The 15287-nt window shown below is 63.7% G+C and carries 12 protein-coding genes; 6 read left to right on the top strand and 6 right to left on the bottom strand.

Annotated elements, in window-relative coordinates; translation table 11 throughout:
- Positions 1 to 2 precede the first annotated feature (2 nt).
- The 4 genes from NDI72_RS17485 (at position 3) to NDI72_RS17500 (ending at position 5838) form a co-directional block, all read left to right on the top strand.
- Entirely contained in the window at positions 3 to 455 is a 453-nt protein-coding gene (locus NDI72_RS17485; protein ID WP_113153768.1) for a cupin domain-containing protein, read from the top strand.
- Between the two features lie 152 nt (positions 456 to 607).
- A complete protein-coding gene (locus tag NDI72_RS17490) occupies positions 608 to 2098 on the top strand; it encodes a flavin-containing monooxygenase (RefSeq protein ID WP_283801160.1) in 1491 nt (496 codons plus the stop codon).
- Positions 2099 to 2228: 130 nt separating this feature from the next.
- A complete protein-coding gene (gene pyrC, locus NDI72_RS17495) occupies positions 2229 to 3269 on the top strand; it encodes a dihydroorotase (protein ID WP_206995771.1) in 1041 nt (346 codons plus the stop codon).
- 181 nt (positions 3270 to 3450) lie between these two features.
- A complete protein-coding gene (locus NDI72_RS17500) occupies positions 3451 to 5838 on the top strand; it encodes a S8 family serine peptidase (RefSeq protein WP_283801161.1) in 2388 nt (795 codons plus the stop codon).
- A gap of 58 nt (positions 5839 to 5896) precedes the next feature.
- Here the strand turns inward: NDI72_RS17500 and NDI72_RS17505 are convergent, their stop codons facing one another.
- The 6 genes from NDI72_RS17505 to NDI72_RS17530 all read right to left on the bottom strand — a co-directional run bounded on the left by NDI72_RS17505 (position 5897) and on the right by NDI72_RS17530 (position 12911).
- Positions 5897 to 6142: a formate dehydrogenase subunit delta gene (locus NDI72_RS17505; protein WP_113153772.1), complete on the bottom strand. Its 246-nt coding sequence runs from the start codon at positions 6140 to 6142 to the stop codon at positions 5897 to 5899.
- On the bottom strand, positions 6132 to 6959 hold the full coding sequence (fdhD, locus tag NDI72_RS17510; protein ID WP_283801163.1) for a formate dehydrogenase accessory sulfurtransferase FdhD: 828 nt from the start codon (positions 6957 to 6959) through the stop codon (positions 6132 to 6134). Before fdhD ends, NDI72_RS17505 begins: the two co-directional genes overlap by 11 nt.
- Before the next feature lie 16 nt (positions 6960 to 6975).
- Positions 6976 to 9879 (bottom strand): formate dehydrogenase subunit alpha, encoded by a 2904-nt coding sequence (fdhF, locus tag NDI72_RS17515; protein ID WP_283801165.1) that lies wholly within the window; start codon positions 9877 to 9879, stop codon positions 6976 to 6978.
- 10 nt (positions 9880 to 9889) lie between these two features.
- Complete coding sequence (locus NDI72_RS17520; protein WP_206546570.1) at positions 9890 to 11446, bottom strand: formate dehydrogenase beta subunit; 1557 nt, start codon at positions 11444 to 11446, stop codon at positions 9890 to 9892.
- Positions 11443 to 11916: a formate dehydrogenase subunit gamma gene (locus NDI72_RS17525; RefSeq protein ID WP_113153776.1), complete on the bottom strand. Its 474-nt coding sequence runs from the start codon at positions 11914 to 11916 to the stop codon at positions 11443 to 11445. Before NDI72_RS17525 ends, NDI72_RS17520 begins: the two co-directional genes overlap by 4 nt.
- 95 nt (positions 11917 to 12011) lie before the next feature.
- Complete coding sequence (locus tag NDI72_RS17530) at positions 12012 to 12911, bottom strand: LysR family transcriptional regulator (protein ID WP_283801166.1); 900 nt, start codon at positions 12909 to 12911, stop codon at positions 12012 to 12014.
- A 173-nt stretch (positions 12912 to 13084) separates the two neighbouring features.
- Between NDI72_RS17530 and NDI72_RS17535 the strand changes: the two genes are divergently transcribed.
- Together NDI72_RS17535 and paaG are read left to right on the top strand one after the other, a co-directional pair.
- A complete protein-coding gene (locus tag NDI72_RS17535; protein ID WP_206553371.1) occupies positions 13085 to 14245 on the top strand; it encodes an Mrp/NBP35 family ATP-binding protein in 1161 nt (386 codons plus the stop codon).
- Between the two features lie 145 nt (positions 14246 to 14390).
- Positions 14391 to 15188, top strand: a complete 798-nt coding sequence (paaG, locus tag NDI72_RS17540; protein WP_283801169.1) for a 2-(1,2-epoxy-1,2-dihydrophenyl)acetyl-CoA isomerase PaaG — start codon at positions 14391 to 14393, stop codon at positions 15186 to 15188.
- Positions 15189 to 15287 lie beyond the last annotated feature (99 nt).

The following is a 15287-nucleotide window of genomic DNA, read 5'->3' on the forward strand; positions in this document are numbered from 1 at the left end:
TCATGGAAAAGGAACTCGAAAAGGGCGTCACCGCGAATGGCGAGGGCTATGCCGGCACGGAATGGAACATTCTGGGCCAGGTCTATTTCCCCAAGGCCACCTGCGATTCCACCTTCGCATTCGAAACCAACAGCGACCCGGGCCAGTTCGTGCCCGTTCACGTTCACCCCACCCAGGAAGAGTTCATTCTGGTGCAGGAGGGCGAGCTGGACCTGAAGCTTGACGGCAAGTGGATGAAGGCGAAGGCCGGCGACCTGGTGCGCATGCCGCGCGGCGTTCCGCATGGCTATTTCAACAAGTCCGACAAGCCGGCCCGCGCGCTCTTCTGGGTGTCGCCGGCGCGCAAGCTCGAAGCCCTGTTCGAGAAGCTGCACAACATGACCGACCCGGAGGAAGTGGTGAAGGTCTCAGCGCTTCACGAAGTGGACTTCCTGCCGCCGGAAGCAAACGACTAGAGCGTTTCATTCCAGGCATTTGGCCGGCTCGGGGTTGGGCCGGCCCACAGACCCGATAACAATCGAACCGGCAATCGGATCTTCGGCGACGTGCGGGAACGCGGCGCGGGGAGATGCTCGTCCCGAATTTGCCGGACGGGAGGAACAACGCCATGACAACACGAAAGAAAGTCTGCGTGATCGGCGCAGGCGTCAGCGGCCTCGCCGCAGCCCGCTCCTTCAAGAAACGCGGCCACGCGGTCACGGTTCTGGAGCGCAGTCACGAACTGGGCGGGGTGTGGGAACCATCACGCTCCTACCCGGATGTGCAGACGCAAAGCCCCAAGGATCTGTATCGCTACACCGACAAGGCGATGCCGAAGGATTTTCCCGAATGGCCCAAGGGGCCGCAGGTGTTTTCCTACCTCTCGGATTACGCGAACGACCACGGCCTGCGCCCGCTCATCCGCTTCAACACCGCCGTTTCCTCGATGCGCCGGCGGGCAGACGGCATGCCCGGCTGGGAACTCGATCTGGAAACCGCCGATGGCGGGAAGGTGAGCGAGAGCTTTGATTTCGTCGCCATCTGCACCGGGCAGTTCAGCGAGAAGAACATCCTCACCCATCCGGGGCAGGAGCAATTCGAGGAAGCGGGCGGAACGGTCATCCATTCCTCCGAATACACCGACCCCGCCATGGTGAAGGGCAAGAATGTTACGGTTCTGGGCTTTTCGAAATCCGCCACGGACATTGCCGTCAGTGCGGTCAAGTCGGGCGCTGCCTCGGTCACCATCGTCTATCTGGAATCGGTCTGGCGCATTCCCTACTTCGTTGGCGGGCTGATCAACTTCAAACGCATCCTCTATATCCGCGCGCAGGAAAAGATGTTCCCCGGCTGGAGCCTCAGCGGTCTCGCGCGTTTCAACCATGCGGTTGCCCGGCCTTTCGTCTGGGCGCACTGGCGCGCGCTCGAAGCGCTTTTGACCGTGCAGCTCAAGCTAAACAAGACCGGGCTGAAGCCGAAAGAGCCGATTGAGGGCGGGGTCAACTGCTCGGTGCCCATCGCCACGCCCGGCTTTTTCGAGATGGTGGCGGACGGGCGCATCAAGGCGGTGCAGGGCACGTTTCAAAGCTATGAGCCCGGCGCGATCCGGCTCACGGGCGGCGAGCGGATCAAGGCCGACATGGCCATTCTCGCAGTGGGCTGGAAACTGGGCGTGCCCTATTTGCCGGCCGAGTATCGCGAAAAGCTGGTGGAGCCGGATGGCCAGTACCGGCTTTATCGCCTGATCGCCAATCCGGACATTCCCGATCTGGGCTTCGTCGGTTTCAACTCGTCCTTCTGCACGGTGCTGTGCGCCGACCTCGCCTCCGAATGGCTGGTGCGTTACGCGGACGGCCAGCTGGCGAAGCAGCCGACGCCGGACGAGATGCGGGCCAATATGGACATGATGCTGAACTGGCGGCGTAATGAACGCCCGGCGGCCAAGATCTATGGTGGCCTTTGCGTCGCGCCCTATCACTTCAAGCATTTCGATGAGCTGATCGACGATATGGGCGCACGTGAGAAGCGGCGGAACCCGTTGGCCGAGAACCTCTCGCCGCCCGATGCCGATGCCTATGCGCGCTATCTGCGGTCTGCGCCCGACTATCAGGTGGCGTGAGGCTTTGCCGCGCCGCCTTCATCGGGTGGGAGCGCTGCGCCCGCCCTTGAAATCCGGTGCGGCATGAGCGATTGAAAAGGGGCGCGCAGGTTCCATGCGCGCCCCGTTTGCTGTCAGGAGTATCCGTTCCGTGAAATCTCTCACCATCCGCCGCCCCGACGACTGGCATCTGCATCTGCGCGATGGCGCGGTTCTGGAGGCGGTGCTGCCGCATTCCTCCGACGACTTTGCCCGCGCGATCATCATGCCCAATCTGGTGCCGCCGGTGGTGACGGTGAAAGACGCGCTCGCCTATCGGGAGCGGATCATGGCGGCCAAGCCGGAAGGCCATGATTTCACGCCGCTGATGACACTCTATCTGACCGAGCAGACGGATGCCGAGGATGTGGCTGCGGGCTATCGCGACGGACACATTACGGCGGTGAAGCTTTATCCGGCGGGCGCGACCACCAATTCGCAGAGCGGTGTGCGCGATCTTCTGAAGGTGCAGCCGGTGCTGGAGCGCATGGCCGAAATCGGTCTTCCGCTTTGCGTGCATGGCGAGGTGACGGATGCTTCCATCGACATTTTCGACCGTGAGGCCGTGTTCATCGAAACCGTGCTGCAGCCGCTGCGCGCGCGTCTGCCCGAGCTCAAGGTCATCATGGAGCATGTGACGACGAAGAACGGCGTCGACTATGTGCAGGGTGCAGAGAAGAACCTCGCGGCATCGCTGACCACCCATCACCTGATCATCAACCGCAACGCCATTCTGGCCGGCGGCATTCGCCCGCATTACTACTGCCTGCCCGTGGCCAAGCGCGAAGAGCACCGGCTGGCGCTGCGCAAGGCGGCGACGTCGGGCGACAGCCGCTTCTTCCTCGGCACGGATTCGGCCCCGCATCTGGACCCGGCCAAGGAATCGGCCTGTGGCTGCGCTGGCATCTACACCTCCATCAACACCATGTCGTGCCTGGCGCATGTGTTTGAGGAAGAGGGGGCGCTGGACCGGCTGGAGGCCTTCGCCTCGCTCAACGGACCGGCCTATTACGGCCTGCCGGCCAATGAAGACACGATCACGCTCGAGCGTCGCGACGAACCGGTGGAGTTCCCGCATTCGGTCTACAGCTCCGATGGGACGATCACCGTTTTCGATCCGATGTTCCCGATCCATTGGGCCGTGGTGAAGTAAGCCGCGCCGGAAGTTGCGGTCGGTTTTCCGTTGCCTGTTCGCGCCGTCGGGACAATGCGCCTGACGGCATGATGAGCGGGCGGATGCCTAGGGTCAGGACCCTGCATAAGTTCATCTTGCTTTGCGCATAAGGATGTTTCCGTGTTGATGCCATTCGGTTTCGACAAGGGAGCGCCATTTCATGGGCCGTTACTGCCGTTTCTTTCTGACAGTCTGGCTCGGCCTTTTTCTCACCGCCTGCGGTGGTGGAGACGGGGAAAAGGCGAGCAGTGTTCAGCAGCCCGAACCGCCCGAACAGCCCGAACAGCCCGAGCCACCGGTCTATACGGGCGGTTATCCCGCGTTCGACCCGGTGGCGGCAGCGCAATACCGGCAGACGCCGGAGTTCAGACGTTCCGACCCTGGCGAAGGTGAGGAGAACCATATTCGCAGCCAGTTCGGCCAGCCGCGATTGTGTTCTCAGTCTGCCAATCCCGATTGTGCGGGCACGTCCGCCTATGCCTTGCAGAACATCCATTTCGCCCATACGGCCACCGACTGGAGCGGCAGGCCCCTGACGGGCCATGGCCAGACGATTGCGATTTTCGACAATGGATATCGCCTGTCGCATCGAGAGCTCGCGGGCAAGGATGTCATCCGCTACACCGCGCCGGGCCGCACGATAGGGCGTGACAGCCATGGCACAGCCGTCGCCGCGATTGCAGCAGGGGCCGCCGATGGTGTCGGTGCGATGGGGGTGGCGCCCGATGCACGTCTTCATATCTCTTCCTGGGAGGATGTGTCGGACGATGACGCCATGGCGCATATGGTCGCCGCGATCCGCGATGCAGCCAGGCACGGGGCTGTGGCGCAAAACAATTCCTGGGGTTGGCAAACGGAGAAGCAGGCCGATGCGGAAGCGCGGGATTTCGGGGCCTCGGGAACCACGGATTATGCGCGACACCTCGCTGACCGGCAGGGCGACGACCCGCAGACATGGCGTACGCTGTTTGCAGCCTATGACGCGTTCCAGAAAGGCGGTGTTCTGGTTTTCACGAACTCCAACGACCGGACTTTGCATGACGCAACAGCCTGGGCCGCCCTGCCCGAGTTCGTTCCCGAACTCGCCGAGGCGTGGATCGCCGTGGGCAATGCGCTCTTCTCCGTCGACGGGAAGACGGGAGACATTCTCGACGCAGATCTCCTTTCAGCGCCATGTGGTATGGCGGCGCGCTATTGCGTCATTGCCGACGGGACGCTGCGTGTCGCGACAGATGTCGATGACGGGAGTTACCAGCTTGGCACGGGAACATCTTACGCCGCCCCGCAGGTGGCGGGAGAGATAGCGCTTCTCGCGCAGGCGTTTCCGACCCTTTCGCCGGGGGAGTGGACCACGCGCCTGCTCGCCACGGCGCAGCGCGACTGGGACGGTTTTCAGAATTCGATCGCGGGGCATCAGAATTTTGCGCCGGGTGTCCGCCGCGCCTATTCGCATCTTTACGGCCACGGCGTGCCGGACATGAAGGCGGCGCTTTCGCCGGTGGGGGGGCTCTCCATCGCCTCGGGCGCAAGGGTGGGCGAGGGGCGGCAGACGCCGCTTTCAGCAGCTGCCACAAGCGCGCCGCCGATTGTCGGCAACGCGGTTTCCAAGGCGCTTTCGGGCAGACGGATCATGGCGCTTGATGCGCTGGGCGGAGATTTTTATCTCGATGGCAGGGTGCTCGCGCCGGCAAACAGGATGCATGCGCCATCGGGCATCGGTGTGGCGCAGAGGCTCGCCGCGCAGCAGGAAAAGCTGGATTTCGCCTTTGCCTTTGCAAACCTGCCCTCATCCGAGAGGCAGAGCCTGCACAGCACCGCATCGGCCAAACTGTTCTTTTCACACGGCTTCACCGAGACACAGGACGGGCTGGTTCTCTCCCGCCTGATGCCGCTGGGGGCGGGGGACTACCTGCAATTTGCAGGCGGTATGGTGGAGCGGAATGAAAGCGAGGCGGTTCAGTTCGCGCTGTCGCGTTTGACAAGGCGTGGGATCATGACGAGCGAGGTCACGCTTTCGGGCGGGCACGGGCGCGGCCGGCTTTTTGGCATGTCGACGTCAAGCCCGTTCGCCCTGGCTGAAAGCAGCGGCCGGTTCTCCGCCGGGGCAACGCTGACGGCGCGGCTCGGCGGGGGCTGGTCCTTCTCGGGTTATGGCGAGGTGGGTCTGGCTCATGCGCAGGAAGGAGAGGAGGCGCTGATCGATTACGGCGCACTCACCTATGCAAGCGGCGGCCTGATGCTGGACAAGACCGGGCTTTTGCAGGCGGGGGACCGCGCAAGGTTCTATGCGGGCATGAAACCCAACCCGCTGGCGGGCCACACCACGCTGCGCGTGCCGGTGGCGCGCACAAAAGAAGGGCTGATCACCTATGAAACCGTGGATGTGAACCTGGCGAGCGGCGATCTGCCCGCGCGCTTCGGTTTTTCCTATACGCATCGCACGGCGCGGAACTTCGACTTGAGCCTCAACGCCAATGCGGATCTCTTCATCACCGCGCCGGAGAGCGCGGTGACGGATGTCTCGATCAATTTAAGGAAGTCGTTTTGAGCATCGGACCGAAAAGTGGAATCCGGTTTTCGGATTGATCCGAGGCTCCATTGATGACTCAGGCCGCCTTCGGGCGGTTGATCTGCCCGGAGGCTTCCATGACCATGGGCGACAGGCCCATTCCGCCCTGCTCGATGATCTGGAACAGGTGCGTGCGCATGCGCGGCTCCCAGAACTTGTTGATGTGGTCGGCCACGCCCGCGACCTGCTCTTCCTTTGGCTGGGAGGTGAAGAAGGTGGCGATCTGGTTGGCCATGTAGACCAGGCGCTCGTCGCCGGATTTGAACTTATCGTCATGCGACATGTCTGGTCGCTCCAATCGTCACGCGTTCCGGATGGGTGAAAATGTCGAACTCCTCGCCCCGCACGAGGGCGACGAGGGTCATGCCGGCGGTTTCCGCCGTGCGGATGGCAAGTGCTGTCGGCGCGGAGACGGCGGCGATGAGCGGCGCGCCGATGGCCGCCGTTTTCTGCACCATCTCGACGGACACGCGAGAGGTAACGACGACCGCGCCGGAAGCGCCATCGATGCCCGCCTTCACCAGTGCGCCCGCCAGCTTGTCGAGCGCATTGTGCCGGCCCACATCCTCGCGAACGGCCACGATGCCCTTGCCGGCGACATAGAAGCCGGCGGCATGCACCGCGCCGGTGGCGTGATGCAGCTCCTGAAACTTGTGAAGCTCGCTGACCGCCCCGGTGAGATCAGCGGCGGTGAAGCGCGGCGATGCGGAAACCTCCGGCACGCTGCGCATCGCTTCCTCGATGCTTTCAATGCCGCACAGGCCGCAGCCGACCGGGCCGGCAAGACGCCTGCGCCGCGCCTCGAAGCGCCTGTTGGCGGTGTCGCGCAGGCGGATCTGCAGGTCGATGCCCGCACCCAGCTCCTGAACCGTGATCGTGTCGATCTCGTCGGCGCTGGCGATGATGCCTTCCGTGACGCTGAAGCCCAGGGCGAAGTCTTCGAGGTCCGCCGGTGTCGCCATCATCACGGCATGGGTTGTGCCGCCATAGGAAAGCGCCACGGGCGTTTCCTCGGGCACCGTGCGCGCGCTGACCTTCGTCCCGCCGGTTCGGCGGGCCGTTCTGGTAACGCGGGCTGTGGCTGGAACACCGCTGCTCATGCTGGAACCGGCGGGGTTATTCCGCCGCCTCCACATGCACGATGCGACGGCTCTGGCGCGCGTGCTCCTCGTAGTCTTCCTGCCACTCGGACGGACCGTTGGACGGGGCAACCTGCACCGCCGTGACCTTGTATTCGGGGCAGTTGGTGGCCCAGTCGGAATACTCGGTCGTCACCACATTGGCCTGCGTGGCCGGGTGGTGGAAGGTGGTGTAGACGACGCCCGGCGCAACGCGCTCGGTGATGGTGGCGCGCAGGCTGGTCTCGCCGGAGCGACTCTTGAGCTTCACCCAGTCGCCCTCGCGAACGCCACGGGTCTCGGCGTCGAAGGGATGGATCTCAAGCAGATCCTCCTCATGCCAGACGACATTCTCCGTGCGGCGCGTCTGTGCGCCGACATTGTATTGCGAGAGGATGCGGCCGGTGGTGAGCAGCAGCGGGAAGCGCGGACCGACTTTCTCGTCGGTGGCCACATAGGCGGTGCGCACGAACTTGCCCTTGCCGCGCACGAAGCCGTCGATATGCATGACGGGCGTGCCGGTGGGGGCCTTCTCGTTGCACGGCCACTGGACCGAGCCTTCCTTTTCCAGAAGCTCATAGGTCACGCCGGCGAAGCTTGGCGTGGTGGCCGCGATTTCGGCCATGATCTCGGAAGGATGCGTGTAGTTCCAGTCCTGACCCAGCGTACGGGCCATGTCCTGCGTGACCTCCCAGTCGGCATAGCCGTTCTTGGGCTCCATCACCTTGCGGACGCGGTTGATGCGGCGTTCGGCATTGGTGAAGGTGCCGTCCTTCTCAAGGAAGGTCGAACCCGGCAGGAATATGTGGGCGTAGTTGGCGGTCTCGTTCAGGAAGAGATCGTGAACGATGACGCATTCCATCGCTTCCAGACCGGCCGCCACATGATGCGTATTGGGATCGGACTGGAGAATGTCTTCGCCCTGCACGTAAAGCGCCTTGAAGGTGCCTTCGACGGCGGCGTCGAGCATGTTGGGAATGCGCAGGCCCGGCTCATTGTCGAGCTTCACGCCCCACAGGCTCTCATAGATCGCGCGGGTCGCATCCTCGGAGATGTGGCGGTAGCCTGGCATCTCGTGCGGGAACGAGCCCATGTCGCAGGAGCCCTGCACGTTGTTCTGGCCGCGCAGCGGGTTCACGCCCACGCCCGGCCGGCCGATATTGCCGGTGGCCATGGCGAGGTTGGCGATGGCCATGACTGTGGTGGAGCCCTGGCTGTGCTCGGTGACGCCGAGGCCGTAATAGATCGCGCCATTGCCGCCGGTGGCGTAAAGACGCGCCGCACCGCGGATCAGCTCCGCCGAAACGCCGGACATCTTTTCGATGGCTTCCGGGCTGTTTTCCGGCTGGAGCACGAAGCTCGCCCAGTCCTGGAACTCGTCCCAGTCGCAGCGCTCGCGGATGAACGCTTCGTTGAAGAGGCCTTCGGAGACGATCACATGGGCAAGCGCGGTCAGCACGGCGACGTTGGTGCCGGGCTTCAGCGGCAGGTGGTAGCTCGCCTCCACATGGGGCGTGCGCACCAGCTCGATGCGGCGCGGGTCGATGACGATCAGCTTTGCGCCCTCGCGCAGGCGCTTCTTCAGGCGCGAGCCGAACACGGGGTGGCCGTCGGTCGGGTTTGCGCCGATGACCAGAACCACGTCGGAATGCTCGACCGAATCGAAATCCTGCGTGCCGGCAGAGGTGCCGAAGGTGGTTTTCAGACCATAGCCGGTGGGCGAGTGGCAGACGCGGGCGCAGGTGTCGACATTGTTGTTGCCGAAACCCTGGCGCACCAGTTTCTGAACGAGATAGGTCTCTTCATTGGTGCAGCGCGACGAGGTGATGCCGCCGACGGCGGCCCTGCCGTATTTCTCCTGGATACGGCCGATCTCGCTGCCGATATGGGCGTAGACCTCTTCCCAGGACACTTCGCGCCACGGGTCGGTGATCTTTTCGCGGATCATCGGGTTGAGGATGCGGTCCTTGTGGGTGGCGTAGCCATAGGCGAAGCGGCCCTTCACGCAGGAGTGGCCGCGATTGGCCTTGCCATCCTTGTAGGGCACCATGCGGACGACTTCCTCGCCCTTCATCTCTGCCTTGAACGAGCAGCCAACGCCGCAATAGGCGCAGGTGGTGACGGCGGAATGATCGGGCATGCCCATCTCGATGATGGACTTTTCCTGAAGCGCGCCGGTGGGGCAGGCCTGCACGCAAGCGCCACAGGAAACGCATTCCGACTGGAGGAAGGGCTCATCCATGCCGGCGGTGATGCGGCTTTCGAAGCCACGGCCTTCCACTGTCAGGGCGAAGGTGCCCTGCTGCTCCTCACAGGCGCGAACGCACAGCGAGCAGACGATGCACTTGGACGGATCGTAAGCGAAATAGGGGTTGGAAACGTCCAGTTCCTTGAAGTTCACCCCATGCTCGCCGATCGGCGAGGGTTCGAGGTGATTTGCCCCTTCATCGCCATAGCGGTTCTGCTTCAGGCCAACGCTCTCGGCCATGTTGGCCATCTCGCAATTGCCCATGGCGCAGGCCGCGCAGTCTTCCGGATGGTCGGACATGTAGAGTTCCATCACGCCGCGGCGGATGGTGTTGAGGCGGTCGGTCCGGGTGTTGACGGCAATGCCGTCCATGGCCGGGGTGGTGCACGATGCCGGCGTGCCGCCCTTGCCCTCGATCTCGACAAGGCAGAGACGGCAGGAGCCGAAGCTCTTGACCATGTCGTTGGCGCACAGCTTGGGCACGGCGATGCCGGCCTCGCGCGCGGCGCGCATGATCGAGGTGCCTTCCGGAACGGTGACAGACTGGCCGTCGATGGTCAGCGTTACCGTCTTGTCAGAGCGGACAGCGGGTGTGCCGTAGTCGATTTCTTCTACGAAACGCTTGTCGGTTCCACGTTCTTGAGTTCCGCACATGGGTTTCCTCCTATTCCGCTGCTTCGCGCACGGGCGCGGGGCGGAAATCTTCCGGGAAATGGGTCAGTGCGCTCATGACAGGGTAGGGCGTGAAGCCACCCAGTGCGCACAGCGATCCGAACTTCATCGTGTTGCAGAGATCGGTCACGGTCTCGATCTGCTCTTCGGGCGCGATGCCCTGCTTCAGCCGGTCGAGCACTTCGACACCGCGCGTCGAGCCGATGCGGCAGGGCGTGCACTTGCCGCAGCTTTCCACGGCGCAGAACTCCATGGCGAAGCGCGCCTGCTTCAGAAGGTCGACCGTATCGTCGAAGACCACGATGCCGGCATGGCCGATGAGGCCATCCTTGGCGGCGAACGCCTCGTAGTCGAAGGGCGTGTCGAACAGGTCGCGCGGCCAGTAAGCGCCGAGCGGACCGCCCACCTGCACGGCGCGCACGGGACGGCCCGTGGCGGTGCCGCCGCCGATATCGTCCACCAGCTCGCCGAGCGTCATGCCGAAGGCTGCCTCGAACAATCCGCCATGCTTCACATTGCCGGTGATCTGGATCGGAATGGTGCCGCGCGAACGGCCCATGCCGAAATCGCGGTAATAGGCCCCGCCCTTGTCGAGAATGATCGGCACGGAGGCGAGCGAGATCACATTGTTGATGACGGTCGGCTTGCCGAACAGGCCTTCATGCGCCGGCAGCGGCGGCTTGGCGCGGACCTGGCCGCGCTTGCCTTCCAGGCTGTCGAGCAGCGCCGTTTCCTCACCGCAGACATAAGCGCCGGCGCCCACGCGCACTTCCATGTCGAAGGCGTATTTCGAGCCGAGCACGCTTTTGCCGAGCATGCCGGCGGCGCGGGCGGCGTCGATGGCCTCGTTCAGGATGCGGTGAACATTGGGATATTCCGAACGCAGGTAGACATAGCCCCTGGTCGCGCCCGTCGCGATGCCGGCAATCGTCATGCCCTCGATGAGCACGAAGGGATCGCCTTCCATGATCATGCGGTCGGAGAAGGTGCCTGAATCGCCTTCGTCGGCGTTGCAGACGATGTATTTCTGTGGGCCGTCGGTGTCGTGCACCGTCTTCCACTTGATGCCGGTCGGGAAGCCTGCTCCGCCACGGCCGCGAAGACCGGATTCGGTGACTTCCTCGACGATGCCGAGCGGCGTCTTTTCAAGTGCGTTGCGCAGGCCTCGCAGGCCGCCATGCTTTTCGTAGTCCTCAAGCGAGACCGGATCGATGATGCCGCAACGGGCGAAGGTCAGCCGGGTCTGCTTTGCAAGGAAGGGGATTTCCTCGGGCTTGCCGAGGGAGAGGTCGTGCGCGCCGCCTTCGATCAGGCCGGCGTCGAACAGGCCCGCCACGTCGCCGGGCTTCACCGGCCCATAGGCCACGCGGCCCTCGGCGGTTTCCACCTCGACCATGGGCTCAAGCCAGAACATGCCGCGCGAGCCATTGCGAACGATCTTCGCGTCGAGACCGCGTTTCCCGATTTCCTCACGCGCGGCGGCAGCGACTTTTTCGGCGCCCAGCGCCAGCGCACCGGCATCGCGCGGAATGTAGATGTTGATGGTCATGCCCGCACCTCTGCTGCGATTTCCTCGGCCCGCGCCTCATCCAGCCGGCCAATCACCTCGCCGTCGAGCATGGCGGAGGGCGCACAGGCGCACAGACCGAGGCAATAGACAGGCTCCAGCGTCACCGCGCCATCGGCGGAGGTCTCATGAAACTTGATGCCGAGCAGCTTCTGCAGCTTCTCGGCCACCGCATCGCCGCCCATCGACTGGCAGGCTTCGGCCCGGCACAGTTTCAGCACGTGACGGCCTGCCGGCTTCTCGCGGTAGTCGTGATAAAACGATACGACGCCATAAACTTCGGCGCGTGTCAGGTTGAGGGCCTCGGCGATGATGGGCAGGCTTTCACGCGGCACATGGCCGAGTTCCCGCTGAATCCCATTGAGAATGGGGAGTAACGGGCCCTCTTCGTTCTTCCAGCGGTCGATAATGACCTCGACGGCGGAAGTGATTTCGGTACGTGCTTGCTGCATCTCGCAGCGCCCTCCCTAACGATGCTCGTTCTGGAGGAGAAACAAATCCCGTGTGAAGGATCAATATAGCATATCCGTCAGACGATAGAAAATTTCTATCGATGCTCGCCGTATCGCTCGGCCAGAAGGCCCGCTTCATAGAGCAGGGCGGAGACGAGCGGCGTGTGCGGTTCACGCTTGACGGCGACCAGACCGACCAGGTGGCTGGCGTCGGGCTCGACGATGGGAATGGCGCGGATCGGCTCGGAGAAGCCGAGAACTTCGGCCAGGTTGAGCGGCATGATCGAGGCCCATTTCCCGGTGCGGATATGGGAGAACAGCACGATCATCGAGTTCGATTCGAGCGTGGGGTGGGCCGTCGCCCCCACTTCTTCCAGGTGTTTGTTGATGATCCGGCGGTTCTGCATGTCCGGCGTCAAAAGGCAAAGCGGCAGGTTGGCCACCTCTTTCCAGGTCACGCTCTCGCGGTCGGACATCCGGCTTTTTGCGGCGGTGATGAGCTGGTAGCGCTCGGAGTAGAGCGGTACGGCAGCGACGTGGCCGAGCGGCTCATTGTCGAGATAGGTGATGCCGATGTCGATCTCGAAATTCTCCAGAAGCGAGAGAACTTCCAGCGAGGTGCGCGAGATGATCGAGAAGGTCACCTCGGGGTGTTTGTCGCGAAAGGGCGTGGTGAGTTCGGGCAGCATGGCGAGCGCGGTGGGGATCGCCGCGATGCGCACATGGCCGGCAAGACCGCGCCGCGCAGCCTTCATCTCGGCGCGCATGGTGCGCGTGTCGCCAACGATGCGCCGCGCCCATTCCAGCACGCGCTGGCCTTCGGGCGTGAGGCCCTGAAAGCGTGATCCGCGCTGAACCAGCATGACGCCGAGCTGGTCTTCCAGCTGCTTGATGGCGGCTGAGAGCGTTGGCTGCGTGACGCCGAGCTCCGTTGCCGCCCGCCCGAAATGCTGCTCCCTGGCGAGCGCGATGAAGAATTCCAGCTTGTCGATCATGCGCCGACGCTACAGCGCAGCCGCGCTGCGGGCAATCCATCTTGCAGAGCGCCCATCTTGCAGAGCGTGATGGGGCGGTTTGGCAATGCTGCATTACGGGGTCGGTCGATTTGCCTCTCTTGGCCATCGAACCCATCTGCTTTATCTGGGAGAAAAAGCAAAGGCACGTGCACATGACTCTCGACAGACAGACCGTCATCGACCGCTTAAAGTCCGTGAAAGGGCCGAATCTGGAGGGCGACATCGTTTCGCTCGGGCTCGTCTCGGAGATTTTCATCGCCGACGGCAAGGTGTTCTTCTCGATCACCGTGCCATCGAGCCGCGCCCAGGAACTGGAGCCTCTGCGGCAGGCGGCGGAGAACGCCGTGAAGTCGCTGCCGGGCGTCAAGGGCGCCGTGGTGGCGCTGACAGCCGAGAAGCAGGGCGGCGGCATGGGCGCCACACCACCGCCGCGTCCGAAACCGGCACCCCAGCGTCCGATGCCGGGTGGCCCCGCCGTACAAGCCGGTCAGCAGCCGGCCAAGCAGGATGTGCCGGGCATCAAGGCCATCGTCGCCGTCGCCAGCGGCAAGGGCGGCGTCGGCAAATCCACCACCGCCGTCAATCTGGCGCTGGGGCTGAAGACGCTCGGGCTCAGGGTCGGCATTCTCGATGCGGATATTTACGGGCCTTCCATGCCGCGTCTGCTCGGCCTCACGGGAAAGCCGGAAACCGCCGATGGCAAGACGCTGAAGCCGATGGAGGCGTTCGGCGTGAAGGTCATGTCCATGGGCTTCCTTGTCGAGGAAGACACGCCGATGATCTGGCGCGGCCCGATGGTCGTTTCGGCGCTGCGGCAGATGCTGCGCGACGTGGCCTGGGGCGAACTGGACGTGCTGGTGGTCGACATGCCGCCCGGCACGGGCGACGCACAGCTGACCATGGCGCAGCAGGTGCCGCTGGCCGGCGCGGTAATCGTCTCGACGCCGCAGGACCTGGCGCTGATCGACGCGCGCAAGGGGCTGAACATGTTCCGCAAGGTGGATGTGCCGCTGCTCGGCATCGTCGAGAATATGAGCTACTTCCTCGCCCCCGATACGGGCGCACGCTACGACATCTTCGGTCATGGCGGCGCGAAGAACGAGGCGGAGCGGCTTGGCGTTCCGTTCCTTGGCGAAGTGCCGCTGACGATGGATGTGCGCGAAACCTCGGATGCGGGAACGCCCGTTGTGGCGTCGAACCCGGAGGGCGCGCAGGCGAAGGTCTACAGGGACATCGCCGCTAAGGTGCAGACGCAGCTGGCAGCGGCCATGCAGAGCGCGGCGGACGAGGCCCCGGCCATCGTCTTCGATTAATGCGTTAGGGGAATAATGCGTTACGGGCGATTGAACAAAGCGGTCGCCTGTGTAACGTAACCGCCATCAGGGAGCACCGCACGCCCGTTCGGGCGTGCACGGGATGCTCTGCGAATTGCTTGCCATTTGCTCTGGAGGTTGCAGCATGAGCGTCGACAACAACGAAACCATTCTCCATGAGCGCCTTGATGGCTGGCATCGGATTACGTTGAACCGGCCGGAAAAGCTCAACGCTTTCAACGAAGCGCAGCATGTGGCGCTGCGGGACGCGCTGGAAGCCTGTTCTGCGGATGAGGGCTGCCGTGCGGTGCTTCTGACGGGCGCGGGGCGCGGCTTCTGCGCCGGGCAGGATCTGGGCGATCGCGATCCGGCCAAGATGGAAAGCAAGCCGGACCTCGGCTATACGATCGAAAATTTCTATAATCCGCTGGTGCGCAAGCTGCGCGGCATGAACAAGCCCATCGTCTGCGCGGTGAACGGCGTTGCGGCCGGCGCCGGCGCGAACATCGCGCTGGCATGCGACATCGTGCTGGCGGCGAAATCGGCGAAGTTCATCCAGGCATTCGCAAAAATCGCGCTGGTGCCGGACTCCGGCGGCACATGGTTTCTGACGCGCATTCTGGGCGAGCCGCGCGCCAAGGCGCTGGCGCTGACGGGCGAGCCGCTCTCGGCGGAAGATGCTGCGAACTGGGGCCTGATCTGGCGTGCCGTGGAAGACGAAGCCCTGATGGAAGAGGCCGAAGCGCTGGTGACCAAGCTGGCGCACGGTCCGACGCAGGCCTATGGCCTGATCAAGAAAGCGATCCACGCCGCGCCGGGAAGCTCTCTCGACGCGCAGCTGGAGCTGGAGCGCGAACTGCAGCGCGAGGCCGGCCGCTCGGACGATTACCGCGAAGGCGTTGCGGCGTTCCTCGAAAAGCGCAAGCCCGTGTTCAAGGGCTAGGGCATCTTGCTAGTCAGTTGCCCGCGCCTGACATTTATTCATGCGCCCTTGCGTATTCAGGTGCAAAAGAGAAAGAGCGGGCAGCGTTTCACTGAAACA

The organism is Nitratireductor sp. GZWM139 (genome assembly GCF_030068685.1).
In the GTDB taxonomy this organism is placed as follows: Bacteria; Pseudomonadota; Alphaproteobacteria; order Rhizobiales; family Rhizobiaceae; genus Nitratireductor; species Nitratireductor aquimarinus.

What these genes read in the sequence shown, in the direction of transcription:
- NDI72_RS17505 (WP_113153772.1), bottom strand. Translation starts at nt 6,142, where the DNA reads ATGTCGCATGACGATAAGTTCAAATCCGGCGACGAGCGCCTGGTCTAC.
- paaG (WP_283801169.1), top strand. Translation starts at nt 14,391, where the DNA reads ATGAGCGTCGACAACAACGAAACCATTCTCCATGAGCGCCTTGATGGC.
- fdhF (WP_283801165.1), bottom strand. Translation starts at nt 9,879, where the DNA reads ATGTGCGGAACTCAAGAACGTGGAACCGACAAGCGTTTCGTAGAAGAA.
- NDI72_RS17520 (WP_206546570.1), bottom strand. Translation starts at nt 11,446, where the DNA reads ATGACCATCAACATCTACATTCCGCGCGATGCCGGTGCGCTGGCGCTG.
- NDI72_RS17490 (WP_283801160.1), top strand. Translation starts at nt 608, where the DNA reads ATGACAACACGAAAGAAAGTCTGCGTGATCGGCGCAGGCGTCAGCGGC.
- NDI72_RS17485 (WP_113153768.1), top strand. Translation starts at nt 3, where the DNA reads ATGGAAAAGGAACTCGAAAAGGGCGTCACCGCGAATGGCGAGGGCTAT.
- NDI72_RS17530 (WP_283801166.1), bottom strand. Translation starts at nt 12,911, where the DNA reads ATGATCGACAAGCTGGAATTCTTCATCGCGCTCGCCAGGGAGCAGCAT.
- NDI72_RS17525 (WP_113153776.1), bottom strand. Translation starts at nt 11,916, where the DNA reads ATGCAGCAAGCACGTACCGAAATCACTTCCGCCGTCGAGGTCATTATC.
- fdhD (WP_283801163.1), bottom strand. Translation starts at nt 6,959, where the DNA reads ATGAGCAGCGGTGTTCCAGCCACAGCCCGCGTTACCAGAACGGCCCGC.
- NDI72_RS17535 (WP_206553371.1), top strand. Translation starts at nt 13,085, where the DNA reads ATGACTCTCGACAGACAGACCGTCATCGACCGCTTAAAGTCCGTGAAA.
- NDI72_RS17500 (WP_283801161.1), top strand. Translation starts at nt 3,451, where the DNA reads ATGGGCCGTTACTGCCGTTTCTTTCTGACAGTCTGGCTCGGCCTTTTT.